The organism is Pseudomonas sp. SDO5532_S415 (assembly GCF_054071155.1).
Window position 1 is genome coordinate 19,924 of the sequence record NZ_JBSVWS010000026.1, and the last position, 26,577, is coordinate 46,500.

The window sequence follows — 26,577 nt, forward strand, 5'->3', positions numbered from 1 at the left end:
ACTTCGGGCATATAATTTGCTTATGTTTGGCGCTCCGGCGCCCCTGTAGTGGATGGCGCATGTGCGCCGGCGAATAAGGTGTTAAGCCCCTGCCATGAAACCATCGCTAGTCTTGAGAATGGGCCAGCAGCTGACGATGACACCGCAGCTGCAACAGGCCATCCGCCTGCTCCAATTGTCGACCCTGGACCTGCAGCAGGAAATCCAGGAGGCCCTGGAGTCCAATCCGATGCTCGAGCGCCAGGAAGAAGGCGACGACTTCGACAACACCGACCCCTTGGCCGACAACGCCGAACAGAAGCCCAACACCGACATCCAGGAACCGTCCTACCAGGAAAGCGCGCCGACGGTTGATAACCTCGACGAAGGTGACTGGAACGAACGCATTCCCAACGAGCTTCCCGTCGATACGGCATGGGAAGACGTCTACCAGACCAGCGCCAGCAGCCTTCCCAGCAACGATGACGACGAGTGGGACTTCACCACCCGCACATCAGCCGGCGAAAGCCTGCAAAGCCACCTGCTCTGGCAATTGAACCTGGCCCCGATGTCCGACACCGACCGGCTGATTGCCGTGACCCTGATCGACTGCATCAACAATCAGGGCTATCTGGACGAAACGCTCGAGGAAATCCTCGAAGCCTTCGATCCGGAACTGGACATCGAACTGGACGAAATCGAAGCCGTCCTGCACCGCATCCAGCAATTCGAACCCGCCGGCATCGGCGCCCGTAACCTGGGTGAATGCCTGCTGCTGCAATTGCGCCAGCTGCCTGCCAAAACACCCTGGCTGGCCGAGGCCAAACGCCTGGTCACCGATTACATCGACTTGCTCGGCAGCCGTGACTACAGCCAGCTGATGCGCCGCATGAAACTCAAGGAAGACGAACTGCGCCAGGTCATCGAACTGGTCCAGAGCCTCAATCCGCGCCCTGGCTCGCAGATCGAGTCCACCGAAGCCGAATATGTGGTCCCGGACGTGATCGTGCGCAAGGACAACGAGCGCTGGCTGGTAGAGCTCAACCAGGAGTCGGTGCCACGGCTGCGGGTCAATGCCCAGTACGCCGGCTTCGTGCGCCGCGCCGATACCAGTGCCGACAACACCTTCATGCGCAATCAGCTGCAGGAAGCCCGCTGGTTCATCAAGAGCCTGCAAAGCCGCAACGAAACCCTGATGAAAGTAGCCACCCAGATCGTCGAGCATCAGCGCGGCTTCCTGGAGTATGGCGACGAGGCGATGAAGCCGTTGGTCCTGCATGACATCGCTGAAGCGGTCGGCATGCACGAGTCGACGATCTCACGGGTGACCACGCAGAAATTCATGCATACCCCCCGGGGCATCTATGAATTGAAATACTTTTTCTCCAGTCACGTCAGCACCTCCGAAGGCGGCGAATGCTCGTCCACGGCGATCCGCGCGATCATCAAAAAACTGGTTGCCGCGGAAAATCAGAAAAAGCCGTTGAGTGACAGCAAGATCGCTGGTTTACTGGAGGCACAAGGCATTCAGGTGGCTCGCCGCACCGTCGCCAAGTACCGCGAATCCCTCGGGATCGCGCCTTCGAGCGAACGCAAGCGGTTGATGTAGAGCCACGCCACAGCGTTCCAGTGGCAGATCATCTGATCTGCCGCTTTATGCACTGGCAACGAAGGAGAAGCTGTATGCAAGTCAACATCAGTGGACACCAACTGGAAGTGACCGAACCTCTTCGCACCTACATCGGCGAAAAACTCGAACGATTGGAGCGACATTTCGACAAGATCACCAACGTGCAGGTCACGATGACGGTCGAAAAGCTGAAGCAGAAAATCGAAGCCACGCTGCATATTCCCGGCAATGAAGTGGTCGCCAACGCGGAACATACCGATATGTACGCGGCGATCGACGCCTTGACCGACAAGCTGGATAAACAACTCAAAAAGCATAAGGAAAAGACCCAGAGCCTCCTCCAGGGCGCTACCGGTCGTTAACACTCCCAACCCATGATCCGACTTGAAAGCATCCTGACCCCCGGCCGTTCCCTGGTGAACGTGCCGGGCGGCAGCAAAAAGAAAGCCCTCGAGCAAATTGCCAACCTTATCCATCGCGAAGTGCCGGATCTGGAGATGCAAGATGTCTTCGAGGCTTTGATCGCCCGCGAAAAACTCGGCTCGACCGGTTTTGGCAACGGCATCGCCATTCCTCATTGCCGCCTCAAGGGTTGCAACGCGCCCATCAGTGCCTTGATGCACCTTGACGCCCCTATAGATTTCGACGCCATCGACGGCGCCCCGGTTGACCTGCTGTTTGTGCTACTGGTCCCGGAAGCCGCCACCGATGCGCACCTTGAGTTGTTGCGCCAGATTGCCAGCATGCTCGACCGCAAGGACGTGCGCGACAAACTGCGCAGCGCCCCGAGCAATCAAGCCTTGTATCAGGTTGTCCTGGACGAGCAAAACGGGCAGTAATCATGCGCTTGATCATCGTCAGCGGCCGCTCCGGCTCAGGTAAAAGTACCGCCCTCGATGTGCTCGAGGACAACGGCTACTACTGCATCGACAACCTGCCTGCCGGGTTGCTGCCGGAACTGGCCGAACGTGCGTTGATTCACACCGAGCTGTCACAGCCGCTGGTTGCCGTATCCATCGATGCGCGCAACCTGCCAAGCCATCTATCGCGGTTTCCCGAGTTGCTGGAAGAAGTACGCAGCCGTCACATCCAGTGCGATGTGCTGTATCTGGATGCCGACGAAGAAACCCTGCTCAAACGCTTTTCGGAAACCCGTCGTCGCCACCCGCTGAGCAGTGCCAATCGCTCGCTGGCCGAAGCGATCACCGACGAAACGAGCCTGCTCGGCCCCATTGCCGACCTGGCCGATCTCAAGGTCAATACCACCAACCTGAACCTGTATCAGCTGCGCGATACCATCAAGCTGCGCCTGCTGAACCAGCCGGAGCCCGGTACAGCGTTTCTGGTGGAGTCTTTCGGCTTCAAGCGCGGCATGCCGGTCGACGCCGACCTGGTGTTCGATGTGCGCTGCTTGCCCAATCCTTACTGGAAACCGGAGTTACGCGCGCAGTCCGGACTCGATCAGCCGGTTGCCGAGTACCTGGCGGCGCAGCCGGATGTCGAAGAGATGTTCCAGGACATCTCCACCTATCTGCTCAAATGGTTACCCCGCTTTGCTGCCAGCAACCGCGCGTACGTCACCATCGCCATCGGTTGCACCGGCGGGCATCACCGCTCTGTCTACCTGACCGAACGTCTGGGCAAGACCCTGCAGCAATCCCTGAAGAACGTCCAGGTCCGCCACCGCGACCTCAGCTAAAGGATTTACATCGCGATGCCTGCTCTGGAAATCGAAATCATCAATAAACTGGGTTTGCATGCCCGGGCGTCTGCAAAATTCGTTGGGGTTGCCGGTCAATTCAAGGAATGCACGATCAGGGTTGGACGCACACCAGAATCCACCGTCGACGGCAAAAGCATCATGGCCATGATGATGCTCGCCGCCGGCAAGGGCACCAAAATCCATCTGAGCACGGAAGGCGAACAGGAACAGGAAGCGATGGAAGCGCTGGTGGCCTTGATCAATAACTACTTCGACGAAGGCGAATAAACGCCCTTTATATCGAGCGGACCTTTGTGACGAGGGAGCTTGCTCCCGTGCGGCTGCGCAGCAGTCGTGAAATCACTGGATGCGGTGTATCTGAAAATTTGCGATGGCAGGCTTTAGGGCCGCTTCGCAGCCCAGCGCGAGCAAGCTCCCTCGCCACAATTCAGGCCAACGCGGTATCCATCACCATCATTAAACAGAACCCGACCAGCAACCCGAGACTGGCCAGCTTGTCGTGACCGTGTCGACGCGACTCGGGAATGACTTCATGGGTGACCACCAGCAACATGGCCCCGGCGGCCAATGCCAGGCCCAACGGCAACAGCAGCTCGGCCAGGCTCACCAGCCATGCGCACAACAGGGCAAACACCGGCTCGACCAGACCTGACGCGGCACCGATCAGGAATGCCTTGAACCGCGACATCCCTGCCCCGGCCAGAACCAGGGCAATCACCAATCCCTCCGGCACGTCCTGCAAGGCAATGCCCATCGCCAGACTGTCGGCATCAGGCATGCCGCCGCCTGCCGAGACACCGACAGCCATGCCTTCGGGAATGTTATGGGCAATGATCGCGAACACGAACAGCCAGATCCGAGGAGGAATCACTGGATGTTCCACGGTTCCGACGAGCATTTGCGGTGAGGCACCGGACACTTTGCGATCCACCAGAAACAGACCGAATGCGCCGAGCATGATGCCGAAACAGATCAGGCCGCTGGACGCCCACGGGGTCATGCCAAGATTCTCCGCCGCCGCAATGCCCGGTACGATCAGCGAAAACGCCGTCGCCGCCAGCATCACTCCGGCGCCAAACCCCAGTAATGTATCGCTGAGCGCCTGGGGCATGCGCCGGATCACCAACACCGGCACGGCCCCAAGCGCGGTGCCGAGGGCGCAGATCGCACCACCCTGCAACGCCCGCGACAACCGGGGCTCCAGGTCCAGCCATTCCAGCCCGTGCGCCACCAGCAAGCTCATGCCCGCCAGCAGTAACAGCGATCCAAACGCGTAACGAAACATTCGTCCACTTCCGATCGCCAGTGTTTCAGTGCCCATAGTCAGCCTTGGATGGTTTTTTAGAAGACTTGGACCAGCGCAGCCTGATAGCGAGCAGCGACTTCAGGCCAGTTGATCACGTTGTAGAACGCGCTGATGTATTCCGGACGACGGTTCTGATATTGCAGGTAATAGGCGTGCTCCCAGACATCCAGGCCGAGGATGGGTGTATTGCCGCCCATCAACGGACTGTCCTGGTTGCCACTGCTTTCCACCACCAACGTCTTTTGCGGCGTCACGCTTAGCCAGGCCCAACCACTGCCGAAGCGGGTCAACGCGGCTTTGGTGAAGGCGTCCTTGAAACTGTCGAGACCACCCAGTTGCTCATCGATGGCCTCGGCCAGTGCACCTTCAGGCTTGCCGCCACCATGGGGTGCCATGACTTCCCAGAATAGCGAGTGATTGGCATGACCACCGCCCTGATTGATCACTGCGGCGCGAAGTTTTTCCGGAAGTTGCTGCACGGCGGCCACCAGTTTTTCAACTGGCCACTCGGCAAACTCGGTGCCTTCGACAGCGGCATTCAGGTTGTTGATGTAGGTCTGGTGGTGCTTGGTGTAGTGAATCTCCATGGTCTGCGCATCGATATGCGGCTCCAGGGCATCGTAGGCATACGGCAAGGCGGGCAAGGTAAAAGCCATTTCAATGGACTCCATGATGATGAGACGCGGGCGAGGCGGTAACGATGTGCAGCAAACGATGGGTGCGCGGGTATTCGCCGTGTTCGCTGATGAAATTCAGCAGCTCGACATAGGTTTTGCTGCTCTGACGCAGCGCAGCCTCACGCAAGGCCGGTGACAGTCGCGGGTCCTGCATGGTCTGCAACAGCCGCTGGTGGATGGCGCACAGGTATTCGGCGCTCTCCTCCGGCTGATTCAGGCGCAAATGCAGGTCTGCCAGGTTGTGATGGGAAATCACGCAAGCCGCCACCGCTTCGTCGGCATCCGCCCAGCGCTCGAACAACACCTGGGCCAGGGCCAATGCCTGCAAGTATGCCTCGCGAGCATCGACCAGCTCGCCCTGCATGAAAAAGCGATTGGCTCTTTCGATCGTGCGTTTCCAGTGCTCCATGGTGAACCTCCAAAGCGGTGGTGGGGTTTACACGCCGCCTGCGGTGAGTTTTTCCGGGTTGAGCAACTCTTCCAGCTGACTGCGTGACAGCTCGGTGTGCTCCAGTGCGACATCGATCACCGGCCGGCCTTGTTGATAGGCCTTCTTGGCGATTTCGGCGGCTTTCTGGTAGCCGATGATCGGGTTGAGGGCAGTCACCAGAATCGGGTTGCGAGACAGCGCTTCCTTGAGTCGGGACTCGTTCACCTTGAAGCTGGCGATGGCTTTTTCACCGAGCAAACGGCTGGCGTTGGCGAGCAGCTCGATGCTGCTCAGCAGGTTCTGGGCAACAATCGGCAACATCACGTTCAGTTCGAAGTTGCCCGACTGACCGGCGATGGTGATGACCGCGTCGTTGCCGATCACTTGAGCTGCAACCATGGCGGTGGCTTCCGGAATCACCGGGTTGACCTTGCCAGGCATGATCGAAGAACCCGGCTGCAAGGCTTCGAGTTCGATTTCGCCCAGACCGGCCAAGGGCCCGGAGTTCATCCAGCGCAGATCGTTGGCGATTTTCATCAGCGATACGGCGGTTGCCTTGAGCTGCCCGGAGACGGCAACGGCAGTGTCCTGGGAGCCGATCAACGCAAACAGATCGATACCCGGGGTGAATGTCACCTTGGTCAATTGGCTCAGTTGCCGGCTGAATCGCGCGGCGAATTCGGGATGCGCATTGATGCCGGTACCCACGGCCGTACCACCCTGGGCCAGGGATTGCAGGCTTGGCTGTAAATCCTGCAAATGACCGATGTTGGCCTTGAGCTGTTGCGCCCAGCCATTGAGCACCTGGCTCATGCGCACCGGCATCGCGTCCATCAGGTGGGTGCGACCGGTTTTGACATGGTGATGAACCTGCTCGGCCTTGTGCTCGATCACCTGCACCAGCCCGGTCAGGGCTGGCAGCAACTGTTCGTGCAAGGCCAGCGCCGCACTGACGTGAATGGTGGTGGGGATGATGTCGTTGCTGCTTTGCCCGCAGTTGACGTGATCGTTAGGGTTTACCGGCTCGCCGAGCAGGCGGCTGGCCAAGGTGGCGATCACTTCGTTGGCGTTCATGTTGGAGCTGGTGCCGGAACCGGTCTGGAAGATATCCACCGGGAAGTGCTGCATGAAATCGCCTTCCAGCAGACCCTGCGCCGCATCGACAATGGCTTTGCCTTGGGATTCGCTGATCTGCTTGAGCTCGATGTTGGCCCGGGCGGCCGCCGCCTTGGCCAGGATCAGCGCGCGAATGAACTGTACCGGCATCGGCTTGCCGCTGATCGGGAAGTTATCCACCGCACGTTGGGTCTGTGCGCCGTAGAGGGCGTCTTCCGGGACCTGCAGCTCGCCCATGCTGTCGCGCTCAATACGTGTCTTGGTCATCTGTAGATCCTTGCACCAGTTCAATTAAGGGAATCGAGGGTTGCAACTCGCAGGTCGCCAGTTGCCAGGTGTAGCTCTGCCAGCGCTTGAGGCGGCATTTGCATAGAGACAGGCGTTCCAGCTCACGCAGCGGACGCCAGGCCTGGTCCAGGCAGTAAGTGCGCCAGTGCCAGGGCAGCGCGACATCGGCGGCGGTGTCGAGCAACAGACGCAAAGAGGTTTCAGCGACGGTCCAGGGTGAGGTCGCCGTGCAACAGGCCAGATACCGGCCCTCGGCCAGGTAATGATCGATCAGGCGAGGTTCGTCAGGATCCATCGCGCAACGGATCTGGCGGCTCATCCAGCGCCAGCTTTCGAGGTAAGGCTGCTCGTGCAAGGCAGAACTCATGATCTGGGCTCATTCGGTAATGAGATTTATTATTAGATGATAATGAGAACCAAAACAACCCCGACTGTGTACGCAAGATACCTTGTGGGAGCGAGCCTGCTCGCGACTGCGGAGTGTCAGCCAACATAAATCGTTGAATGATCGGCCGCCTTCGCGAGCAGGCTCGCTCCCACAAGGGAATTGTGCGAAGCCCAACAAAAAGGCGCGCCACCCGATGGGTGGCGCGCCTTTTTTTATGCAGCGAGGAAGGTCAGCTACCGGCGACCGTCATCCGCTCGATCAGCACCGACCCCGTACGAATGTTGCTGCGCAGTTCCAGGTCGTTACCCACGGCAAGGATCTGCTTGAACATATCGCGCATATTGCCGGCGATGGTCACTTCCTGGACCGCGAACTGGATTTCACCGTTCTCGACCCAGTAACCCGCCGCGCCACGGGAATAATCGCCGGTGACCATGTTCAGGCCCTGGCCCATCAGCTCGGTCACCAACAGCCCGCGGCCCATGCGTCGCAGCAGGGCAGCCTGGTCTTCATCACCATGGGTGACGAACAGGTTATGCACGCCGCCGGCATTTGCGGTACTCGGCATGCCGAGTTTGCGACCGGAGTAGGTGCCCAAGACGTAAGACACCAACTCGCCTTTTTCGACGAACGGCTTGGCGTAGGTTGCCAGGCCATCACCATCGAACGCCGCACTCCCCAGGGCACGCATCAGGTGCGGGCGTTCATCAATGGTCAGCCACTCCGGAAACAGCTTTTGCCCAAGGGTGCCTTCAAGGAACGAGGATTTTCGGTACAGGCTGCCACCGGAAATCGCCGACAGGAAACTGCCGAACAGACCACCGGCCAGCTCGGCGGAAAACAGCACCGGTACTTCGCAGGTGGGTACCGGACGCGCGCCCAGGCGACTTGCCGCCCGTTGCGCGGCACGCTGGCCGATGCTCACCGGATCGGCCAGCAAATTGCCCTGACGGTTCACGTCGTACCAGTAATCACGCTGCATCTGGCCATCGGCCTCGGCGATCATCACGCAGCTCAGGCTGTGCCGGGTCGATGCATAACCGCCGATAAACCCGTGGCTGTTGCCGTACACACGGCAGCCCTGATGCGTGCTCAGGGTGGTGCCGTCAGCGTTCTTGATCCGCGCGTCGGCATCGAATGCCGCGGCTTCGCAGAGCAAGGCTTTTTCGATGGCCTGCTCCGGGGTGATGTCCCATTCGTGGAAAAGATCGAAATCCTGCAGGTCCCTGGCCATCAATGCGGCATCCGCCAGGCCCGAGGCTTCGTCTTCAGAGGTGTGTTTGGCGATGGCCAGTGCCGCCGCGACGGTTTCACGAATCGCCTCGGGACCACTGGCCGAAGTGCTGGCCGAGCCCTTGCGCTGGCCGACGTACAAGGTGATGCCGAAGCCCTGATCGCGGTTGAATTCGACGGTTTCGACTTCACGCTGGCGTACCGAGGTCGACAGGCCCTGCTCCAGGGATACCGCCACCTCACAGGCACTGGCGCCTTGGCGCTTGGCTTCAGCGATGATCTGCTCGACTTGTTCTTGCAGTGCCGGCAATGCTTGTGGGCCGACGCTTTCAACTGCACTCATGCTGTTCTCCACTCAAATTCTGCTTTCGGTGACGGTCATCGAGCGACCGGGCCGGACAAGCGGCCCCCGACTGGTTATCATGGCGGCGTTTCTTTGCGGACGGCCACCATGGTTGATTCTTACGACGACTCCCTCGATACGGGAGAAAAAAGCAAATCCCAGGTCAAACGCGAGCTGCATGCTCTGGTTGACCTCGGCGAGCGCCTCACAACACTCAAGCCTGACTTGCTGGCAAAACTGCCCTTGACCGACGCCTTGCGCCGGGCCCTGGCCGATGCGCCCAAGCACACCGCGAACATCGCGCGTAAACGGCACCTTCAGTTCATCGGCAAACTGATGCGCGATCAGGACACTGACGCCATTCTGGTTTTGCTCGATCAACTCGATGCCTCCACTCGCCAGTACAACGAGCGCTTCCATAACCTGGAGCGCTGGCGTGATCGCCTGATAGCCGGTGACGATGCCGTTCTGGAAAAATTCGTCGTCGACTACCCTGACGCCGATCGCCAGCAACTGCGTTCCCTGATCCGTCAGGCACAGCACGAGGTTGCACAAAACAAGCCTCCTGCTTCCAGCCGTAAAATCTTCAAGTACATCCGTGAGCTGGACGAGACTCAACGCGGCCTGCGTTGAATCCCGGACCGGGTGAGTCGCCGCGCGACTCACCCGCAGCTCCATCCTTACGAGCCCGTGCCCCCCACGGTAATCGCATCAATCTTCAGCGTTGGCTGGCCGACACCCACCGGCACCGACTGACCATCCTTGCCGCACGTCCCCACGCCGCTGTCCAGCGCCAGATCGTTGCCGACCATCGACACTTTGCTCATGGCTTCCGGGCCGTTGCCGATCAAGGTCGCACCTTTGACCGGGGCGGTGATCTTGCCATCCTCGATCAGGTACGCCTCGCTGGTGGAGAACACGAACTTGCCGCTGGTGATATCGACCTGACCACCGCCGAGGTTCGCGCAGTAGATGCCCCTCTTCACCGAAGCGATGATTTCCGCTGGGTCGCTTTCGCCGGCCAGCATGTAGGTGTTGGTCATGCGTGGCATCGGCAGATGCGCATAGGATTCGCGACGTCCGTTACCGGTGCGGGCCACACCCATCAGCCGTGCGTTGAGCTTGTCCTGCATATACCCCTTGAGCACGCCGTTTTCGATCAGCGTGGTGCACTCGGTCGGGGTGCCTTCATCGTCAACGCTCAATGAGCCACGACGCCCGGACAAGGTGCCGTCGTCGACGATGGTGCAAAGTTTGGAGGCAACCCTCTCGCCCATGCGCCCGCTATAAGCCGAGCTGCCCTTTCGGTTGAAATCGCCTTCCAGGCCGTGGCCGACCGCTTCGTGCAACAGCACGCCCGACCAACCGGAACCGAGCACCACCGGCAAGGTACCGGCCGGCGCAGGAATGGCTTCCAGATTGACCAGCGCCTGACGCAACGCTTCACGGGCATAGCTCATGGCGCGGTCTTCGGCGAGGAAGTAACGGTAATCGGTACGACCGCCACCGCCATGGCCACCGCGCTCGCGACGGCCATTTTGCTCGACGATCACGCTGACGTTGAAGCGCACCAGTGGCCGCACATCCGCCGCCAGACCACCATCGGTAGACGCCACCAGAATCCGTTCCCAGACACCGGCCATGCTCACGGTGACTTGCTGGATACGCGGATCGAGCGCGCGAGTGGCGGCATCAATGCGCTTGAGCAGATCGACTTTCTCCGCGCGGCTCAGCACTTCCAGGGGATTGTCCGGCGCGTACAACTGCGCGACATCCTGGGTGGTGAATGCTTGCACCGTGCCGTTCTGCCCGGCCCGGGAAATCGAACGGGCGGCACGGGCCGCCGCGCCCAGAGCTTCGAGGGTGATCGCGTTGCTGTAGGCGAAACCGGTTTTTTCACCCGATTGAGCCCGCACGCCCACGCCCTGGTCAAGATTGAAGCTGCCTTCCTTGACGATGCCGTCTTCCAGCGCCCAGGACTCGGAAATCTGCCCCTGGAAATACAGGTCGGCGGCATCGATACCCGGCCCGGCCAGATCCCCGAGCACACCTTGCAGGCTTTCGATCGTTACGCCACCGGGCGCCAGGAGGTGTTCACTGACTGAGGACAACAACTCGCTCATATGCTTTACGCCTTAAATTCGTCGTTCTGATGCAGGTCGCTGGGCGCCCTGCGAGAAAAAGCGCCGGTGACTGGACACCGGCATCCGCGCCCGGATGGACGCCTGTTCGCTGCTGTCGCGTTCGGCCAGCAGTACGGCCTCGCCTTGATCCTGTTGCGCCAGCACTCGACCCCATGGATCGACAATGGCCGCATGCCCCCAGGTTTCCCGCGGCCCCGGATGCGTCCCACCCTGGGCAGCCGCGAGCACGTAACACTGGGTTTCGATGGCCCTTGCGCGAATCAGCACGTCCCAGTGCGCGGCGCCAGTCACGGCGGTAAAGGCCGACGGCGCGGTAATCAATTCCGCGCCGGCAGCACGCAATTCGCTGTAGAGCTCCGGGAAGCGCAAGTCATAACAAACCGTCAGGCCGACTCGCCCCACCGGCGTGTCCGCGACCACGACCCCACTGCCATAAGCATAGTCATCGGATTCGCGATAACGGCCGCGATTGTCGGCCACATCCACGTCGAACAGGTGCAGTTTGTCGTAGCGCGCCACCGTTTCGCCTTGATCATTCACCAGCAACGAACAGGCGTGCACTTTGGCCGTCGGTTGATCCACCGGCGGTAACGGCAAAGTGCCAGCCACTATCCATAACTTGAGGTCACGTGCGGTCTGCTTCAACCAGGGCAGGATCGGGCCTTCGCCCAATGCCTCGGCGCGACCGATGTCGGCGATATCACGGCGGCCCATGGCGGCGAAGTTTTCCGGCAGCACGGCCAGCACGGCACCCGCCGCCGCTGCCTGTTCAAGCAGGCGACGCGCCTGAACCAGGTTGCCCGGCACATCGCTCTGGCTGACCATTTGAATCACCGCTACAGACATGGGCTTTTCCTTACTGATATCAACACAGACTCTGTAGGAGCGAGCTCGCTCGCGATGAATCTGAACGTGACGTGTTTTTTCAGACAGCCTGCGTCATCGTTCACGTCCATCGCGAGCAAGCTCGCTCCTACAAGGGGGGCGAGCCATTCTCGCCATGCTACTCCATAGGTCCGAAGGATGGCGTTTCAAAAAGGCTTGTCGTAGGTGATTTTCGGATCTTTCCACGGCCCTTTGACGGTGTATTTCACACTGGCGAAACGGGCGACGCGATCGCCGATCAACTTGTCGATCAGAAATAGCGCCCCGCCAATGGCAGGTGCACCGACAATCAAGGCGGCAATCGGCAAGTTGTTGGTCACCGGCAAGGTCACCAGCAATTTGGCATCGATCTGATCACCGACCAGATTCAGGGTACCGTTGAGTTCAACATTGCTCGACGGCCCCGTCATCTGGATCGGCTCACGGGTCACGTACACGCCGTTGGTCGCCACCAGCAGCCCCTTGACCCGGTCATAGCTCAGGCCTTTGCCGAACAGGTCGGAGAAGTCCAGGCGCAAACGCCGGCCAATGGAGTTGAAGTTGAGCAAGCCAAACACCCGCAACGCCTGGGCACCGCCCTCGACTTCAACAAACTGACCCTCCTTCATCGAAGCATCGAGGGTGCCGGAAAAACGCTTGGACGCCAGCCAGGCCGGTGAGCCGGGCCAACGGCCATCCACATCCATATGGAACTCCTGACTGGTGACACTTGGCGCAAAGCCCCAGCCCTTGAGCACGTCCGCGAGGTTCTTGCCGCTGATCCGTCCCTTGTACCAGCTTGTGCTGGCGCCGGGCACACCTTCCCAGCCGCCGCTGCCCTGCAACAGAATGCCTTTGAGGCCCATGTCCAGTGAGTTCAGAGCAATGCCCTTGGCCGTCGGGCGCACTTTCAGCGACCAGGCACCCACCAGGTCATTGCCCTGGTACAGCTGATTGATGGTGATATCCATCGCCGGGATCTTGGTCGGGTCCACCGAGGCCAGCGGGTCCGGCGAGTTCTCATCGGCCAGCACCGTCGGGTCCGGTGCCGGCAGACGCACGGTTTGCAGATTGATCACCATCGGTGCGGCTTTCGCATCAGGGAAGCTGGCGTTGCCCTTGACCTGCTGACTGTCGAGCTGCAGGGCCCAGGCGGTCGGTTTACGCGCCAACTGCACTGACGCCTGATCCAATGTCGTGCCGAAGGCGCTAAGCTTGCCGACCTTGATATCCGCGCCACTGAGCAACTGCTTGGCGCTGCCACCGGGGTCACTCCCGGCATACTTGCTCACCAGATCCTGCCACGGCCCGACGTCCAGTTCCGACAGCACGCCGCGCACACGCAGGCCCTTGGCACCGGGCAACACCGCATCGCCGTTGCCCAGGAACAACTCACCACGACCGTTGGCAATGTTGCCGGTCGGTGCGGCAAAGGTGAAGTTCGCCAGTTCGCCGTAGTTCACCCAATAGCGTCGCTCCGCGCCTTGCAGCGTCATGCGGAACGTCGTGTCACGCCCCGCATCCGCCGCCAGGCCGAACGGCGCTGGCAAGTCCAGGGTTACGCCCTTGAGACTGGAATTGACCATCAACTGGCTATCAGCGCCATCGAGGGTCAGTTGCAATTGGTAGGGGATCACGCCGCTGACCGGCAATGGCTGGGTAACGCTCAGCCAGTCCGTGAGCTTTTTGACTTCGACCTGCCCCGAAGCGGTGACCCGGGTGTTGAGCTTGCCTTCGCGACCATCGGCGAAAATCTGCGCGCTTACCGGTTTGTCGAACGCTCGGGCGGTGATGTTTTGCCCGCTCAGTCCTTTGGCGCTGTCGAAGCGGAAATCGCCCTTGAGCTGCGTCAGCTCCAGTGACGGTTCGGCCAGTTTCAGGCGGGCCTTGGCCGTCTTGAAGTCGACCAGGATTTTCGGTTGCTCGCCCTTGGCCAAAGGAATATCAAGCTTGAGCTTGCCTTGCAGGTCACCCTCGCCTTCCCAACCGGCAAAGGTCTCGGCAGCGCCGATCGGCGCTGTTTGAAGAATTTTCAGACCGTCGCCCAAACCTCCGGCAAACGCCCCGTCGAGAAGCAGGTGGGAGCTTTGCCCGTCCGGCACATGGGGGATATTGACGTAAATGTCGCGGACCTGGGTATCGAGCAATTGCCCCTTGCTGGCCAGGATCCGCACGCCGCTGTCTTCAACGAACACATCGCCCGTCACCTTGCTGACATGGGGCCAGCCCGGCTGGAAGGCCAATTCGGCATCGTGCACCTTGAAAAACAGACTGATACTGCGCGCTGTCTCGGCTGCGCCGTGGTTCAACGACCCCTGGTACTGGAAGAAGCCCTGATCCACCGCACCTTTGAGAATCGCCGTACGCAACCATTCGTCCAGCGCCGGGCTGAGCACCGCCGGCAGGTATTTGGCGGTGTAACGACCGTCACCCTCCACCAGACCGACCCGCAGGTCCATGTAGTCTTCCTGGGTGTGGTCGAAATGCAGGCGGATCAGGAAATCGCCGGCAATCTTGCCCTCTTCGCCCAGCACCTTCAGGTACGGCGCGATCAGGGTGAAGCCTTCTTTGTCGAGCTTCCAGGTCAGGCGGGCATTGGCCTGAATGTACTGCCATGGCTTGGCGAAAATCGGGTCCAGGTGCAGCATGAAATCCTTGCTGTCCATGCGCAACTCGCCCTGCCCAAGGTCACCGCTGATGCTGCCCGTGACGTTTCGCGCCGCTGGCGCGCCGTGATAGGCGTCGAAACCGACCCGGTCGAGGTTGGCGGCAAAGCTGAATTTGCTGGCATCAGTGGCATTGGGCCGCACATCGATCAGGACATTGCGCAGCCCGCCGGTGACCTTGAGTCGCTCAATCACCGTGGCAAGGCCTTCTGGCAGTGGCGCCAGGGCATTGAGCAGCGGCGTGAGCGGGGTCAGTTCGAGGCGGTCGGCCTGCAAATGCCAGAGCGCCTCCGAATTGTCAGTGGCTTTGGTTTGCTTGAACTGCAGACGCGATTCCCAGCGGGTTTCGCCGAGGTTCATCGCCAGGGAATCCACCGTCACCAGCATGCCTTCGGCGTTGCGCTGGAAATAGCCATTGAGCGCCAGATTGTTGATCTGCACCGGTTTGCGTTCGGCATAGGCACCCTTGAGTTGCGGTGCATTCAAACGCACCGCAGCGCTTTGCAGCTCGCCCTTGCCCCAGGTCGCCCACAGCTCGCCGCCGGCCTTGATCTCGGAAAAATTCCATTGCTGGCTGATGCTCTCGGGCAGCCATTTCGACCAGTCGCTTTGCGGCAGGCTCAGGTAAACCTGGGCTTCAGCCTCCTTCCACTGGCTGGCGCGTATGCGCGTGCGCAGGCTCATGGCCAGCGGTTGCCCGTCAGGCAGCGTCAGGCGCGCATCGAGTCGCTGACGCGTGACACCGGTTTTCAGATTCAGGCCGACGTAGGTCAGCGTCAGTGGCGACGCTCCCCACGGCTGCAAGGTGATCTGGCTGTCGAGAACCGACAACTGCTGGAGCATCTGCATGCGATTGAGCAACTGCTGCGGGTCAAGGGGCTGATCGTCCTTGACCGGCAAGCCTTCCAGCGCCCACTGGCCATCATCGCCTTGCTTGAGGCTGATCTTCAGGCCGTTGAGTTCCAGATGGGCGATGCGCACTTCGCGCGCCATTACACTGCCCCAAAGATCCGGCACTACCCGCACATGCTCCAGGTGCAGGGCGTTGGCGCCCTCGCCCACTGTGACATCGTGAACCGACAAAATAGGCGCGAAGCCGCTCCAGCTGCCTTTCAACTCGCCGATTTGCAGTGGCATGCCCAAGGCCTCACTGGCCCTGGTTTCGATTTCGACACGGTATTCGGCCACCAGCGGCGCCAATTCCCGGCCAAGGCTGACGTACAACGCCATCAATACCAAAACCAACGCGCACAGGCCCAGACCCCAGCGGGTCAGTGCGGCCAAAATGCGTGTCAGACGCTCCATGTCAGTTGGCTCCCATGGCAAAAGTTCTGCGAAAAGCTGAGGCCAGCCGTTGAGAAAAAATCAGGACGTAGCGATTCAGAGCAGCACCACGTCGTATTGTTCCTGGGAATACATGGTTTCCACCTGGAACCGAATGGTGCGTCCGATGAACCCTTCAAGCTCGGCGACGTTGCCCGACTCTTCATCGAGCAGGCGATCGACAACTTTCTGGTTCGCCAATACACGATAGCCTTCCGCCTGATAGGCGCGAGCCTCGCGGAGGATTTCGCGGAAGATTTCGTAGCAAACGGTTTCCGGGGTCTTCAACTTGCCGCGGCCCTGGCAACTGGTGCACGGTTCGCACAACACTTGCTCAAGGCTTTCGCGGGTGCGCTTGCGCGTCATCTGTACCAGGCCCAACTCGGTGATACCGATAATGTTGGTCTTGGCGTGATCGCGCTCCAACTGCTTCTCCAGCGTGCGCAGCACCTGGCGCTGGTGTTCTTCATCTTCCATGTCGATGAAGTCGATGATGATGATCCCGCCCAGGTTGCGCAGTCGCAGTTGGCGAGCGATGGCGGTCGCGGCTTCGAGGTTGGTCTTGAAGATGGTTTCTTCGAGGTTGCGATGACCGACGAACGCCCCGGTGTTGACGTCGATGGTGCTCATGGCTTCCGCCGGATCCACCACCAGGTAACCACCGGACTTGAGCGGGACTTTACGTTCCAGGGCTTTCTGGATTTCGTCCTCGACGCCGTACAGGTCGAAAATCGGCCGCTCGCCGGGGTAGTGCTCCAGACGATCGGCGATCTCCGGCATCAGTTCGGCGACGAATTGCGTGGTTTTCTGGAAGGTTTCCCGTGAGTCGATGCGAATCTTCTCGATTTTCGGGCTCACCAGATCACGCAGGGTGCGCAGGGCCAGGCCGAGATCCTCATAGATCACGCTTGGCGCGCTGATGGTCAAGATCTGGGCATTGATCTGATCCCAGAGCCTGCGCAGGTAGCGGATGTCCATGAGGATTTCGTCGGCGCCGGCGCCTTCGGCCGCCGTACGCAGGATAAAACCACCGGCTTCCTTGATGCCTTCCTTGGCGACGCAATCGCTGACCACTTGCTTGAGGCGTTCGCGCTCGGCTTCGTCTTCGATCTTCAGCGAAATGCCGACATGTGCGGTGCGCGGCATGTACACCAGATAGCGCGACGGGATCGACAACTGGGTAGTCAACCGCGCCCCTTTGGAGCCGATCGGGTCCTTGGTGACTTGCACCACCAGGCTCTGGCCTTCATGTACCAGGGCGCTGATGCTCTCCACCGCCGGACCTTCGCGCAGGGAAATTTCCGAGGCATGAATGAACGCGGCACGATCCAGGCCGATATCGACAAATGCCGCCTGCATGCCCGGCAATACCCGCACGACTTTGCCTTTATAGATGTTGCCGACGATCCCGCGCTTTTGCGTGCGCTCGACATGGACCTCTTGCAGGACACCGTTTTCGACCACCGCCACGCGTGATTCCATCGGCGTGATGTTGATCAGAATCTCTTCACTCATGGCAGGATCTCGTTCAGGCATGTTCACGATAATGGCCGCATCTGGTCAGTACGACGCTTAACGCGCGTTATGGGTTTGCCAACAGGGTATGCCGAAATGGCCGAGCAGTTCCGCGGTTTCGCACAGCGGCAGTCCAACCACCGCCGAATAACTTCCATCAAGCCCGGCGACAAACACCGCACCCAATCCTTGAATTCCATAACCACCTGCCTTGTCCCGCGGCTCGCCGCTGGCCCAGTAGGCCACCGCCTCGTCGCTGTCGATGGGGCGAAAACGCACCACACTGCGCACCACCCGCGACTCGCAACGCTCACCGTCGAGCAGTGCAATCGCCGTCAGGACTTCATGTTCTTTGCCGGACAACATATTCAGCATGGCGCAAGCGTCAGCTTCATCAACCGGTTTGCCGAGAATTTTGCCGTCGAGCACCACAGCGGTATCGGCGCCCAGCACGCAGAACGGCGCATCGGACACCACCGAATCGCGCCCGGCCGCAGCCTTGCCGCGCGCAAGACGCTCGACATAGGCCGAAGGCGATTCATGAGTCAGAGGGGTTTCATCGATGTCCGCACTGATGGCGGTGAAAGGCACGCCGATCTGCGTGAGCAGTTCACGCCGACGCGGCGAGCCAGAGGCGAGGTACAGCCGTTTCATCAAGACATCTCCCTGTCAAATTGGAGGCAAATGCCTGACCGAATTAATTGATTTTGTAGCGTCGACGCAAACCGCGCAAAGCGAAGCTGATCCATGGCCAGAGCAATGCGCTGACCAGCGCCGGCAATACCAGCGCCAGCGTTGGCTGACGGTTGCCGGTCAGCGCGCTGAGCCATAGCTGAACAAGCTGCGCGAGGCCGAAGATCACCAGGATCACCAGGCTCTGCTGCCACATCGGGAACATCCGCAGACGTTGTTGCAGTGCCAGCACCAGGTAGGTGATGAGGGTCAGGATCAAAGCGTTCTGGCCCAGCAGCGTGCCATACAGCACGTCTTCAGCCAGGCCCAGGCACCACGCGGTGACCATCCCGATTTTCTGCGGCAGGGCCAACGCCCAGAACGCCAGCAGCAGGGCCAGCCATAGCGGGCGAAGGATTTCCATGAATTGCGGCAGCGGCGAAACGCTGAGCAGCATGCCGATGGCGAACGTCAGCCAGACCATCCAGCCGTTTCGTGAAGCTTTGACACCGACCATTATTCTCGTCCCCCAGTGTTAGCCGGCGCGGAGACAGGCGGTTTGGCAGCAGGCTTCACGGCAGCGGGTTGAGCCGCCGGAGGCTTGGCAGCGGCGGGATGGGTGGCGACAGGCTTGGCCGGAGTGGCGGCAGCAGGAGCCGTTGTCGGGGCTACCGGTGCTGCTGGCGCCGCGACGGCGGCCGGAACAATGGCGGGTTTCGGCACGGTCGCCGGAATGATCGGTCCACCGCCCTGAGCATCCAGAGACTCCTGAGCCTGCGCCGCATCATTGGCACGCTCTTCAGCGGTGCGGTTGTCGCTGAACACCAACAGCAGGTAACGGCTGCGATTCAAGGCTGCGGTCGGCACCGCGCGGACAATGGCGAACGGCTGGCCGGAGTCGTGGATCACTTCCTTGACCGTGGCCACCGGGTAACCTGCCGGGAAACGCTGCCCCAGGCCGGAGCTGACCAGCAAATCGCCTTCCTTGATGTCAGCGGTATCCGCCACGTGACGCAGCTCGAGGCGTTCCGGGTTGCCAGTGCCGCTGGCGATCGCCCGCAGGCCGTTGCGGTTGACCTGCACTGGAATGCTGTGGGTGGAATCGGTCAGTAGCAGGACGCGGGAGGTATAGGGCATCAACTCGACCACCTGGCCCATCAGGCCACGGGCATCGAGTACCGGTTGACCGAGGACCACACCGTCACGCTCACCCTTGTTGATGATGATGCGGTGGGTGAACGGGTTGGGGTCCATGCCGATCAATTCGGCCACTTCGACCTTTTCGTTGACCAGTGCCGAGGAGTTGAGCAACTCGCGCAGCCGAACGTTCTGCTCGGTCAGGGAGGCAAGCTTTTGCATGCGCCCCTGCAACAGCAGGTTTTCGCTCTTGAGCTTTTCGTTTTCGGCGACGAGTTCGGTCCGGCTGCCAAACTGGCTGGCCACACCCTGCCATAGCCGCTGCGGCAGGTCGGTGATCCAGTAAGACTGCATCAGCACCAGCGACATCTGGCTACGCACTGGCTTGAGCAGTGTGAAGCGGGCATCGAACACCATCAGCGCGACCGAAAGCACGACCAGCACCAACAAGCGCACGCCCAGTGAGGGACCCTTGGTGAAAAGCGGTTTAATAAGCCGCTCCTCCCAGGCAAATATTCTCTTTATTCATACGGCATCAAACCGGCCTGGATGCAGACTGACAGAAGATAAACGCGAACAGGCAGCACTGCAAAGTGCCGCCTGCGCGCTCAACAGCATGAAGGCCATCCGGCGACTTATTCGCTGGAGAGCAGATCCATGGTGTGTTTATCCATCATTTCCAATGCACGGCCACCGCCGCGAGCTACGCAGGTCAACGGGTCTTCGGCGACGATCACCGGCAGGCCGGTTTCCTGGGCCAGCAACTTGTCGAGGTCACGCAGCAAGGCGCCACCACCGGTCAGCACCAGGCCACGCTCGGCGATATCGGAAGCCAGTTCCGGCGGCGATTGCTCCAGGGCGCTTTTGACGGCCTGAACGATGGTCGCCAGGGACTCTTGCAGAGCTTCCAGCACTTCGTTGGAGTTCAGGGTGAATGCGCGTGGAACGCCTTCAGCCAGGTTACGGCCACGCACGTCGACTTCACGCACTTCACCGCCCGGGTAGGCCGTGCCGATTTCCTGCTTGATGCGCTCGGCGGTGGACTCGCCGATCAGGCTGCCGTAGTTGCGACGCACGTAGGTGATGATCGCTTCGTCGAAGCGGTCGCCGCCAACCCGCACGGATTCAGCGTAAACCACACCGTTCAGGGAGATCAGCGCGATTTCGGTGGTACCGCCACCGATATCGACCACCATCGAACCGCGCGCTTCTTCAACCGGCAGGCCGGCACCGATCGCAGCGGCCATTGGCTCTTCGATCAGGAATACTTCACGGGCACCGGCACCGAGGGCCGATTCACGGATGGCGCGACGCTCAACCTGGGTGGATTTGCAAGGAACGCAGATCAGCACACGCGGGCTAGGCTGCAGGAAGCTGTTTTCATGAACCTTGTTGATGAAGTACTGCAGCATCTTTTCGCAGACGCTGAAGTCGGCGATCACGCCGTCCTTCATCGGACGAATGGCAGCAATGTTGCCCGGCGTACGGCCCAGCATGCGCTTGGCTTCGGTGCCGACAGCAACGACACTTTTCTGGTTACCGTGTGTCCGAATGGCCACAACCGATGGCTCATTCAGGACGATACCGCGCTCGCGCACGTAAATAAGGGTGTTGGCAGTGCCCAGGTCAATGGAAAGATCGCTGGAAAACATGCCACGCAGTTTCTTGAACATGGGAAAGGGACCCTAGGCAACGCGTGGGTAAAAAAGTGCGGCAAACTCTAACAACGACAGGGATTTTGGGCAAGGCGCCAATATGTTAAATTGGCCGCTTTTCTGTGCACCAAGCCCCACAATCGCGGCCTTATGACCGTAGAAGTGCGGTAGTGTTCCGACAATCTAACACACGGACGCCGTCCGTTTTGTTTTCCACTGGAGAATCCCAATGGCGCTTGAACGCTCCGACGTGGAAAAAATCGCTCATCTGGCCTGCCTTGGCCTCAATGATGCCGATCTTCCACACATCACTTCGGCCCTCAACAGCATTCTGGGGCTGGTCGACGAAATGCAGGCGGTCAATACCGACGGTATCGAGCCGCTGGCCCACCCACTGGAAGCCAGCCAGCGCCTGCGTGCAGACGTCGTGACCGAGACCAATAACCGCGAGGCCTACCAGTCCATCGCACCAGCGGTCGAAAACGGCCTGTACCTGGTTCCGAAAGTCATCGACTAATAGGGAAAGAGCCTGCAATGCATCAATTGACTCTGGCCGAGATCGCCCGCGGACTCGCCGATAAAAAGTTTTCTTCCGAAGAGCTGACCAAAGTCCTGCTGGCGCGCATCGCCCAGCTCGATCCGCAGCTCAACAGTTTCATCAGCCTCACCGAAGACCTGGCGCTGCAGCAGGCGAAAGCCGCCGACGCACGCCGCGCCAACGGTGAGAGCGGCGCCCTGCTCGGCGCGCCGATCGCCCACAAGGACCTGTTCTGCACCCAGGGCATCCGCACCAGCTGCGGCTCGAAGATGCTCGACAACTTCAAGGCTCCGTACGACGCCACCGTCGTCGCCAAGCTGGCCGCTGCCGGGGCCGTGACCCTGGGCAAGACCAACATGGACGAGTTCGCCATGGGTTCGGCCAACGAGTCGAGCTATTACGGCGCGGTGAAAAACCCGTGGAACCTCGAACACGTGCCGGGCGGTTCGTCCGGTGGTTCGGCCGCCGCGGTGGCCGCTCGCCTGTTGCCTGCGGCCACCGGCACCGATACCGGTGGTTCGATCCGTCAGCCAGCGGCGCTGACCAACCTCACCGGCCTGAAACCGACGTACGGTCGCGTCTCGCGCTGGGGCATGATCGCTTACGCCTCCAGCCTCGATCAGGGCGGCCCGTTGGCACGCACCGCTGAAGACTGCGCAATATTGTTGCAAGGTATGGCCGGCTTCGATCCGAACGACTCCACCAGCATCGATGAACCCGTGCCGGACTACAGCGCCAGCCTGAACGGTTCGCTGCAAGGCCTGCGTATCGGTGTCCCGAAGGAGTACTTCAGCGCCGGTCTCGACCCGCGCATTGCCGATCTGGTCATGGCCAGCGTCGAAGCGTTGAAAAAGCTCGGCGCCGTGGTCAAGGAAATCAGCCTGCCGAACATGCAGCACGCCATTCCTGCGTACTACGTGATCGCTCCGGCCGAAGCCTCTTCCAACCTGTCGCGCTTCGACGGCGTGCGTTTCGGCTACCGTTGCGCAGACCCGAAAAACCTCGAGGACCTGTACAAGCGTTCCCGTGGCGAAGGTTTCGGGACTGAAGTGCAGCGCCGCATCATGGTCGGTGCCTACGCGCTATCAGCCGGCTACTACGACGCCTACTACCTGAAGGCACAGAAGATCCGTCGCCTGATCAAGAACGACTTCATGGCGGCCTTCAATGAAGTCGACATCATCCTCGGCCCAACCACGCCGAACCCGGCCTGGAAGCTCGGCGCCAAGAACAGCGACCCGGTCGCTGCGTACCTGGAAGACGTCTACACCATCACCGCCAACCTCGCTGGCCTGCCGGGCTTGTCCATGCCTGCAGGTTTCGTCGATGGCCTGCCGGTCGGCGTGCAACTGCTCGCCCCGTATTTCCAGGAAGGCCGCCTGTTGAACGTTGCCCACCAGTATCAGTTGAACACTGACTGGCATACCCGCACCCCAACCGGCTTCTGAGGAGACACACATGCAATGGGAAGTCGTGATCGGGCTGGAGATTCACACCCAGCTCACCACCCGGTCGAAAATCTTTTCCGGTAGTTCCACCACCTTCGGTTCCGAGCCGAACACCCAGGCCAGCCTGATCGACCTCGGCATGCCTGGCGTATTGCCAGTGCTGAACCAGGAAGCGGTGCGCATGGCGGTGATGTTCGGTCTGGCGATTGACGCCGAGATCGGCCAGCACAACGTGTTCGCCCGTAAAAACTACTTCTATCCGGACCTGCCCAAGGGCTACCAGATCAGCCAGATGGAGTTGCCGATCGTCGGCAAGGGCCACCTGGACATCGCCCTGGAAGACGGCACGGTCAAACGTGTCGGCATCACCCGCGCACACCTTGAAGAAGACGCCGGCAAGAGCCTGCACGAAGAATTCAGCGGCGCCAGTGGCATCGACCTGAACCGTGCCGGCACGCCGCTGCTGGAAATCGTCTCCGAGCCGGACATGCGCAGCGCCAAGGAAGCCGTGGCCTACGTCAAGGCGATCCACGCCCTGGTGCGTTACCTGGGCATCTGCGACGGCAACATGGCCGAAGGCTCGCTGCGTTGCGACTGCAACGTGTCGATCCGTCCGAAAGGCCAGGCCGAATTCGGCACCCGCTGCGAGATCAAGAACGTCAACTCGTTCCGCTTCATCGAGAAGGCGATCAACAGCGAAGTCCAGCGTCAGATCGAATTGATCGAAGACGGCGGCAAGGTGATCCAGCAGACTCGCCTCTACGATCCGAACAAGGACGAGACCCGTCCGATGCGCAGCAAGGAGGAAGCCAACGACTACCGTTACTTCCCCGATCCGGACCTGTTGCCGGTGGTCATCGAAAACACGTTCCTCGATGACGTGCGCGCCACCCTGCCGGAGTTGCCGCCGCAGAAACGCGAACGCTTCCAGGCAGAGTTCGGCCTGTCGGTCTACGACGCCAGCGTGCTGGCCACCAGCCGCGAGCAAGCCGACTACTTCGAGAAAGTCGCGAGCATCGGCGGCGACGCCAAGCTGGCGGCGAACTGGGTGATGGTTGAACTGGGCAGCCTGCTCAACAAGCAAGGCCTGGATATCGAACAGTCGCCGGTTTCGGCCGAGCAACTGGGTGGCATGCTGCTGCGCATCAAGGACAACACCATCTCCGGCAAGATCGCCAAGGTTGTGTTCGAAGCCATGGCCAACGGCGAAGGCAGCGCGGACGAGATCATCGACAAGCGCGGCCTCAAGCAAGTGACCGACACCGGCGCAATCTCGGCGGTGCTGGACGAAATGCTCGCGGCCAACGCCGAACAGGTTGAACAGTACCGCGCGGCAGACGAAGCCAAACGCGGCAAGATGTTCGGCTTCTTCGTCGGCCAGGCCATGAAAGCCTCCAAAGGCAAGGCCAACCCGCAACAGGTCAACGAACTGCTCAAAAGCAAGCTCGAAGGCTGACCGGAATGGAGCCAGCATTCAAACCTGGCTCCATTTTACTGTGGGAGCGAGTTGCTCGCGAATGGGGTTTGGCACTCAATACAAAGTTGACTGTCAGATTGGCATTCGCGAGCAGGCTCGCTCCCACTTTTGTTTCGGGAACACTTCTATGAAGCGTCTATTTGGACTTTGCGCCCTGCTCTCTCTGCTCGCCGGTTGCGCCAGCACCGACACCGTCGATCCACACGGCTACGACAAAACCGGTGTGGCCTCGTACTACGGTGCCAAACACCAGGGCAAACGCACCGCCAGCGGCGAGCGTTTCGACAAGAATTCAATGACCGCCGCCCACCGCCAGCTACCCTTCGGTACGCGGGTGAAAGTCACCAATCTGAAAAACGACAGATCCTGCATCGTGCGCATCAACGATCGCGGGCCACATACCCGCGGGCGCCTGATCGACCTGTCCCATGAAGCCGCCGAACGCCTGGGCATGCTCAAGAGCGGCACCGCACGGGTTCGCGTGCAAGCCCTCGACTGAACCACGGAGCCCCGACCATTTTCGGACTAGTCGATTTACCCCTGATCAGCGTGATCGAATTGCTCAGCGGGCTGGTGCTATTGATCGCCGGCGCCGAACTGATGGTGCGTGGGGCGGTGCGCCTGGCCGCGCGCCTGTATGTGCGACCGCTGATCATCGGCCTGACCATTGTGGCCCTCGGCAGCAGTGCACCGCAGATGGCCGTGAGCCTGCAAGCGACCCTGGCGCATAACGCCGACATCGCCGTCGGCAGTGTGATCGGCAGCAGCATTTTCAACATCCTCGTCACCCTCGGGTTGTCGGCGCTGATCATCCCGTTGCGGGTATCACGGCAACTGGTGCGCCTGGATATTCCGCTGATGATCGGCGCCAGCCTGCTGGTGTTCCTGCTGGCTTGGAACGAAGAACTGACCCGCGCCGACGGTGTGATGCTGCTGGCGGCACTGGTGCTGTACCTGGGTTTGCTGCTGCGCCAGTCGCGGCACTCGGCGCGCCCGCATTCGATCAGTTCCGAAGGCACCCAGGCGCCGTGGGTCAGCAGCCTGCTGATGATCGTCAGCGGCCTGGCGATGCTGGTGTACGCCGGACATTTGCTGCTGGGCGCGGCAGTATCGGTGGCCACCGACCTCGGACTGTCGGAGCGGATCATCGGCCTGACCATCGTCGCTGTCAGCACGTCGCTGCCGGAACTCGCCACCTCGTTGATCGCCGCGTTGCGCGGTGAACGGGAGATCGCCGTGGGCAACGTGATCGGCAGCAACCTGTTCAACCTCCTGGGCGTGCTGGGCCTGACCGCAATGATTGCGCCTGCGCCACTGTCGGTGTCGCCCAACGCTCTGGATTTCGACCTGCCGGTGATGCTCGGCGTCGCCGTGCTGTGCCTGCCGATGTTCTATTCCGGCTACCGCGTGACCCGCGTCGAGGGCCTGCTGTTTTTGGGCTTGTACCTGGCTTACGGGCTGCACGTGGTGTCGTTCACCACAGGCATGCCGCTGGCGGGCAAGCTTGAACACCTGATGCTGTTTTTCGTCCTGCCGGCGCTGGTGGCGTTCTTGCTGTTCACGTCGCTGCGCGCCTGGCGCCGCCAACATCACAAGAGGGAGTTGCCATGACCGAAAATAAAAAAACCGGCGTTGAAGTACGTCGCCAAGTGATGGGCGACGCCTTCGTCGACCGCGCGCTGGGCAGCGCCACGGAATTCACCCAGCCGCTGCAGGACTTCGTCAACGAACACGCCTGGGGCGGCGTGTGGAACCGTGAAGGCTTGCCATTGAAAACCCGCAGCCTGATCACCCTCGCCGCGCTGACCGCACTGAAGTGCCCGCAAGAGTTGAAAGGTCATGTGCGTGGTGCGTTGAACAACGGTTGCACGGTGGATGAGATCCGTGAAGCGCTGCTGCATTGCGCGGTGTATGCCGGCGTACCGGCGGCGATCGATGCGTTTCGGGCGGCGCAGGAAGTGATCGATAGCTACCAGAAGCAGTAAGCAGGTCCATAGTTTTCGCGAGCAGGCTCGCTCCCACAGT

General features: G+C 60.6%; 26 protein-coding genes. 12 read left to right on the forward strand and 14 right to left on the reverse strand.

The genetic code is table 11. From position 1 onward, the window contains the following. Positions 1 to 94: 94 nt before the first annotated feature. The 5 genes from ACW9HW_RS09625 (at position 95) to ACW9HW_RS09645 (ending at position 3,599) form a co-directional block, all read left to right on the forward strand. Complete coding sequence (locus tag ACW9HW_RS09625; protein ID WP_032829337.1) at positions 95 to 1,588, forward strand: RNA polymerase factor sigma-54; 1,494 nt, start codon at positions 95 to 97, stop codon at positions 1,586 to 1,588. A 74-nt stretch (positions 1,589 to 1,662) separates the two neighbouring features. Continuing rightward, positions 1,663 to 1,971, forward strand: coding sequence for a ribosome hibernation-promoting factor, HPF/YfiA family (gene hpf, locus ACW9HW_RS09630; protein ID WP_007941242.1), 309 nt, complete (start codon positions 1,663 to 1,665; stop codon positions 1,969 to 1,971). A 12-nt stretch (positions 1,972 to 1,983) separates the two neighbouring features. Beyond that, on the forward strand, positions 1,984 to 2,448 hold the full coding sequence (ptsN, locus tag ACW9HW_RS09635; protein ID WP_095193909.1) for a PTS IIA-like nitrogen regulatory protein PtsN: 465 nt from the start codon (positions 1,984 to 1,986) through the stop codon (positions 2,446 to 2,448). A 2-nt stretch (positions 2,449 to 2,450) separates the two neighbouring features. Then, on the forward strand, positions 2,451 to 3,308 hold the full coding sequence (gene rapZ, locus ACW9HW_RS09640) for an RNase adapter RapZ (RefSeq protein ID WP_095193910.1): 858 nt from the start codon (positions 2,451 to 2,453) through the stop codon (positions 3,306 to 3,308). A 15-nt stretch (positions 3,309 to 3,323) separates the two neighbouring features. Then, the gene (locus ACW9HW_RS09645; protein ID WP_095193911.1) at positions 3,324 to 3,599 is read left to right on the forward strand and encodes an HPr family phosphocarrier protein; all 276 of its coding nucleotides are present in this window, start codon (positions 3,324 to 3,326) and stop codon (positions 3,597 to 3,599) included. Between the two features lie 160 nt (positions 3,600 to 3,759). On the opposite strand, the gene ACW9HW_RS09650 is transcribed toward ACW9HW_RS09645, so the two are convergent. The 6 genes from ACW9HW_RS09650 to pmbA all read right to left on the reverse strand — a co-directional run bounded on the left by ACW9HW_RS09650 (position 3,760) and on the right by pmbA (position 9,113). Beyond that, positions 3,760 to 4,653 carry a ZIP family metal transporter gene (locus ACW9HW_RS09650; protein WP_095193912.1) on the reverse strand — a complete coding sequence of 298 codons (894 nt, stop codon included), beginning with the start codon at positions 4,651 to 4,653 and terminating at the stop codon, positions 3,760 to 3,762. A gap of 20 nt (positions 4,654 to 4,673) precedes the next feature. Next, complete coding sequence (locus tag ACW9HW_RS09655; RefSeq protein WP_095193913.1) at positions 4,674 to 5,294, reverse strand: superoxide dismutase; 621 nt, start codon at positions 5,292 to 5,294, stop codon at positions 4,674 to 4,676. A 1-nt stretch (position 5,295) separates the two neighbouring features. Then, positions 5,296 to 5,724, reverse strand: coding sequence for a hypothetical protein (locus ACW9HW_RS09660; RefSeq protein ID WP_457399633.1), 429 nt, complete (start codon positions 5,722 to 5,724; stop codon positions 5,296 to 5,298). Positions 5,725 to 5,751: 27 nt separating this feature from the next. Then, positions 5,752 to 7,128: a class II fumarate hydratase gene (locus ACW9HW_RS09665; protein WP_457399635.1), complete on the reverse strand. Its 1,377-nt coding sequence runs from the start codon at positions 7,126 to 7,128 to the stop codon at positions 5,752 to 5,754. Beyond that, a complete protein-coding gene (locus tag ACW9HW_RS09670) occupies positions 7,109 to 7,516 on the reverse strand; it encodes a FagA protein (RefSeq protein ID WP_095193916.1) in 408 nt (135 codons plus the stop codon). Before ACW9HW_RS09670 ends, ACW9HW_RS09665 begins: the two co-directional genes overlap by 20 nt. 250 nt (positions 7,517 to 7,766) lie before the next feature. Continuing rightward, positions 7,767 to 9,113 carry a metalloprotease PmbA gene (gene pmbA, locus ACW9HW_RS09675; protein WP_095193917.1) on the reverse strand — a complete coding sequence of 449 codons (1,347 nt, stop codon included), beginning with the start codon at positions 9,111 to 9,113 and terminating at the stop codon, positions 7,767 to 7,769. A 108-nt stretch (positions 9,114 to 9,221) separates the two neighbouring features. On the opposite strand from pmbA, the gene yjgA reads away from it, so the two are divergent. Beyond that, positions 9,222 to 9,746 (forward strand): ribosome biogenesis factor YjgA, encoded by a 525-nt coding sequence (gene yjgA, locus ACW9HW_RS09680; protein ID WP_008054354.1) that lies wholly within the window; start codon positions 9,222 to 9,224, stop codon positions 9,744 to 9,746. A 47-nt stretch (positions 9,747 to 9,793) separates the two neighbouring features. On the opposite strand, the gene tldD is transcribed toward yjgA, so the two are convergent. The 8 genes from tldD to mreB form a co-directional block, all read right to left on the reverse strand. After that, on the reverse strand, positions 9,794 to 11,236 hold the full coding sequence (tldD, locus tag ACW9HW_RS09685; RefSeq protein ID WP_095193918.1) for a metalloprotease TldD: 1,443 nt from the start codon (positions 11,234 to 11,236) through the stop codon (positions 9,794 to 9,796). A gap of 12 nt (positions 11,237 to 11,248) precedes the next feature. Continuing rightward, complete coding sequence (locus ACW9HW_RS09690) at positions 11,249 to 12,103, reverse strand: carbon-nitrogen hydrolase family protein (protein WP_095193919.1); 855 nt, start codon at positions 12,101 to 12,103, stop codon at positions 11,249 to 11,251. Positions 12,104 to 12,288: 185 nt separating this feature from the next. Next, positions 12,289 to 16,092 carry a YhdP family protein gene (locus ACW9HW_RS09695; RefSeq protein ID WP_457399638.1) on the reverse strand — a complete coding sequence of 1,268 codons (3,804 nt, stop codon included), beginning with the start codon at positions 16,090 to 16,092 and terminating at the stop codon, positions 12,289 to 12,291. Positions 16,093 to 16,167: 75 nt separating this feature from the next. Beyond that, complete coding sequence (rng, locus tag ACW9HW_RS09700; protein ID WP_095193921.1) at positions 16,168 to 17,625, reverse strand: ribonuclease G; 1,458 nt, start codon at positions 17,623 to 17,625, stop codon at positions 16,168 to 16,170. A gap of 57 nt (positions 17,626 to 17,682) precedes the next feature. Next, a complete protein-coding gene (locus ACW9HW_RS09705) occupies positions 17,683 to 18,279 on the reverse strand; it encodes a Maf family protein (RefSeq protein WP_457399640.1) in 597 nt (198 codons plus the stop codon). Positions 18,280 to 18,322: 43 nt separating this feature from the next. Further along, positions 18,323 to 18,814: a rod shape-determining protein MreD gene (gene mreD / locus ACW9HW_RS09710; protein ID WP_095193923.1), complete on the reverse strand. Its 492-nt coding sequence runs from the start codon at positions 18,812 to 18,814 to the stop codon at positions 18,323 to 18,325. Next, on the reverse strand, positions 18,814 to 19,926 hold the full coding sequence (gene mreC, locus ACW9HW_RS09715; protein WP_457399646.1) for a rod shape-determining protein MreC: 1,113 nt from the start codon (positions 19,924 to 19,926) through the stop codon (positions 18,814 to 18,816). The genes mreD and mreC overlap by 1 nt, the downstream gene beginning before the upstream one ends. 143 nt (positions 19,927 to 20,069) lie before the next feature. Continuing rightward, positions 20,070 to 21,107, reverse strand: a complete 1,038-nt coding sequence (mreB, locus tag ACW9HW_RS09720; protein ID WP_002555108.1) for a rod shape-determining protein MreB — start codon at positions 21,105 to 21,107, stop codon at positions 20,070 to 20,072. Between the two features lie 211 nt (positions 21,108 to 21,318). Here mreB and gatC point away from each other — a divergent pair, with 211 nt between their 5' ends. The 6 genes from gatC (at position 21,319) to ACW9HW_RS09750 (ending at position 26,537) form a co-directional block, all read left to right on the forward strand. Then, positions 21,319 to 21,606: an Asp-tRNA(Asn)/Glu-tRNA(Gln) amidotransferase subunit GatC gene (gene gatC / locus ACW9HW_RS09725; RefSeq protein ID WP_007976465.1), complete on the forward strand. Its 288-nt coding sequence runs from the start codon at positions 21,319 to 21,321 to the stop codon at positions 21,604 to 21,606. 17 nt (positions 21,607 to 21,623) lie between these two features. Further along, the gene (gene gatA, locus ACW9HW_RS09730; RefSeq protein ID WP_095193925.1) at positions 21,624 to 23,075 is read left to right on the forward strand and encodes an Asp-tRNA(Asn)/Glu-tRNA(Gln) amidotransferase subunit GatA; all 1,452 of its coding nucleotides are present in this window, start codon (positions 21,624 to 21,626) and stop codon (positions 23,073 to 23,075) included. Between the two features lie 10 nt (positions 23,076 to 23,085). Then, positions 23,086 to 24,531 carry an Asp-tRNA(Asn)/Glu-tRNA(Gln) amidotransferase subunit GatB gene (gatB, locus tag ACW9HW_RS09735; RefSeq protein WP_457399643.1) on the forward strand — a complete coding sequence of 482 codons (1,446 nt, stop codon included), beginning with the start codon at positions 23,086 to 23,088 and terminating at the stop codon, positions 24,529 to 24,531. A gap of 148 nt (positions 24,532 to 24,679) precedes the next feature. Further along, positions 24,680 to 25,051 carry a septal ring lytic transglycosylase RlpA family protein gene (locus ACW9HW_RS09740; protein WP_095193927.1) on the forward strand — a complete coding sequence of 124 codons (372 nt, stop codon included), beginning with the start codon at positions 24,680 to 24,682 and terminating at the stop codon, positions 25,049 to 25,051. Positions 25,052 to 25,101: 50 nt separating this feature from the next. Next, on the forward strand, positions 25,102 to 26,163 hold the full coding sequence (locus ACW9HW_RS09745; protein ID WP_095193928.1) for a calcium/sodium antiporter: 1,062 nt from the start codon (positions 25,102 to 25,104) through the stop codon (positions 26,161 to 26,163). Next, positions 26,160 to 26,537: a carboxymuconolactone decarboxylase family protein gene (locus ACW9HW_RS09750; RefSeq protein WP_095193929.1), complete on the forward strand. Its 378-nt coding sequence runs from the start codon at positions 26,160 to 26,162 to the stop codon at positions 26,535 to 26,537. Before ACW9HW_RS09745 ends, ACW9HW_RS09750 begins: the two co-directional genes overlap by 4 nt. Positions 26,538 to 26,577 lie beyond the last annotated feature (40 nt).

Bases quoted from the DNA above. Each gene is read 5' to 3' on its own strand.
- mreB (WP_002555108.1), bottom strand. From the start codon at position 21,107: ATGTTCAAGAAACTGCGTGGCATGTTTTCCAGCGATCTTTCCATTGAC.
- ACW9HW_RS09650 (WP_095193912.1), bottom strand. From the start codon at position 4,653: ATGGGCACTGAAACACTGGCGATCGGAAGTGGACGAATGTTTCGTTAC.
- pmbA (WP_095193917.1), bottom strand. From the start codon at position 9,113: ATGAGTGCAGTTGAAAGCGTCGGCCCACAAGCATTGCCGGCACTGCAA.
- ACW9HW_RS09690 (WP_095193919.1), bottom strand. From the start codon at position 12,103: ATGTCTGTAGCGGTGATTCAAATGGTCAGCCAGAGCGATGTGCCGGGC.
- mreD (WP_095193923.1), bottom strand. From the start codon at position 18,814: ATGGTCGGTGTCAAAGCTTCACGAAACGGCTGGATGGTCTGGCTGACG.
- gatB (WP_457399643.1), top strand. From the start codon at position 23,086: ATGCAATGGGAAGTCGTGATCGGGCTGGAGATTCACACCCAGCTCACC.
- yjgA (WP_008054354.1), top strand. From the start codon at position 9,222: ATGGTTGATTCTTACGACGACTCCCTCGATACGGGAGAAAAAAGCAAA.
- ACW9HW_RS09740 (WP_095193927.1), top strand. From the start codon at position 24,680: ATGAAGCGTCTATTTGGACTTTGCGCCCTGCTCTCTCTGCTCGCCGGT.
- ACW9HW_RS09665 (WP_457399635.1), bottom strand. From the start codon at position 7,128: ATGACCAAGACACGTATTGAGCGCGACAGCATGGGCGAGCTGCAGGTC.
- gatC (WP_007976465.1), top strand. From the start codon at position 21,319: ATGGCGCTTGAACGCTCCGACGTGGAAAAAATCGCTCATCTGGCCTGC.
- rapZ (WP_095193910.1), top strand. From the start codon at position 2,451: ATGCGCTTGATCATCGTCAGCGGCCGCTCCGGCTCAGGTAAAAGTACC.
- tldD (WP_095193918.1), bottom strand. From the start codon at position 11,236: ATGAGCGAGTTGTTGTCCTCAGTCAGTGAACACCTCCTGGCGCCCGGT.
- ACW9HW_RS09655 (WP_095193913.1), bottom strand. From the start codon at position 5,294: ATGGCTTTTACCTTGCCCGCCTTGCCGTATGCCTACGATGCCCTGGAG.
- hpf (WP_007941242.1), top strand. From the start codon at position 1,663: ATGCAAGTCAACATCAGTGGACACCAACTGGAAGTGACCGAACCTCTT.
- rng (WP_095193921.1), bottom strand. From the start codon at position 17,625: ATGAGTGAAGAGATTCTGATCAACATCACGCCGATGGAATCACGCGTG.
- ACW9HW_RS09660 (WP_457399633.1), bottom strand. From the start codon at position 5,724: ATGGAGCACTGGAAACGCACGATCGAAAGAGCCAATCGCTTTTTCATG.
- ACW9HW_RS09645 (WP_095193911.1), top strand. From the start codon at position 3,324: ATGCCTGCTCTGGAAATCGAAATCATCAATAAACTGGGTTTGCATGCC.
- ACW9HW_RS09670 (WP_095193916.1), bottom strand. From the start codon at position 7,516: ATGAGTTCTGCCTTGCACGAGCAGCCTTACCTCGAAAGCTGGCGCTGG.
- gatA (WP_095193925.1), top strand. From the start codon at position 21,624: ATGCATCAATTGACTCTGGCCGAGATCGCCCGCGGACTCGCCGATAAA.
- ptsN (WP_095193909.1), top strand. From the start codon at position 1,984: ATGATCCGACTTGAAAGCATCCTGACCCCCGGCCGTTCCCTGGTGAAC.
- ACW9HW_RS09750 (WP_095193929.1), top strand. From the start codon at position 26,160: ATGACCGAAAATAAAAAAACCGGCGTTGAAGTACGTCGCCAAGTGATG.
- ACW9HW_RS09625 (WP_032829337.1), top strand. From the start codon at position 95: ATGAAACCATCGCTAGTCTTGAGAATGGGCCAGCAGCTGACGATGACA.
- ACW9HW_RS09705 (WP_457399640.1), bottom strand. From the start codon at position 18,279: ATGAAACGGCTGTACCTCGCCTCTGGCTCGCCGCGTCGGCGTGAACTG.
- ACW9HW_RS09695 (WP_457399638.1), bottom strand. From the start codon at position 16,092: ATGGAGCGTCTGACACGCATTTTGGCCGCACTGACCCGCTGGGGTCTG.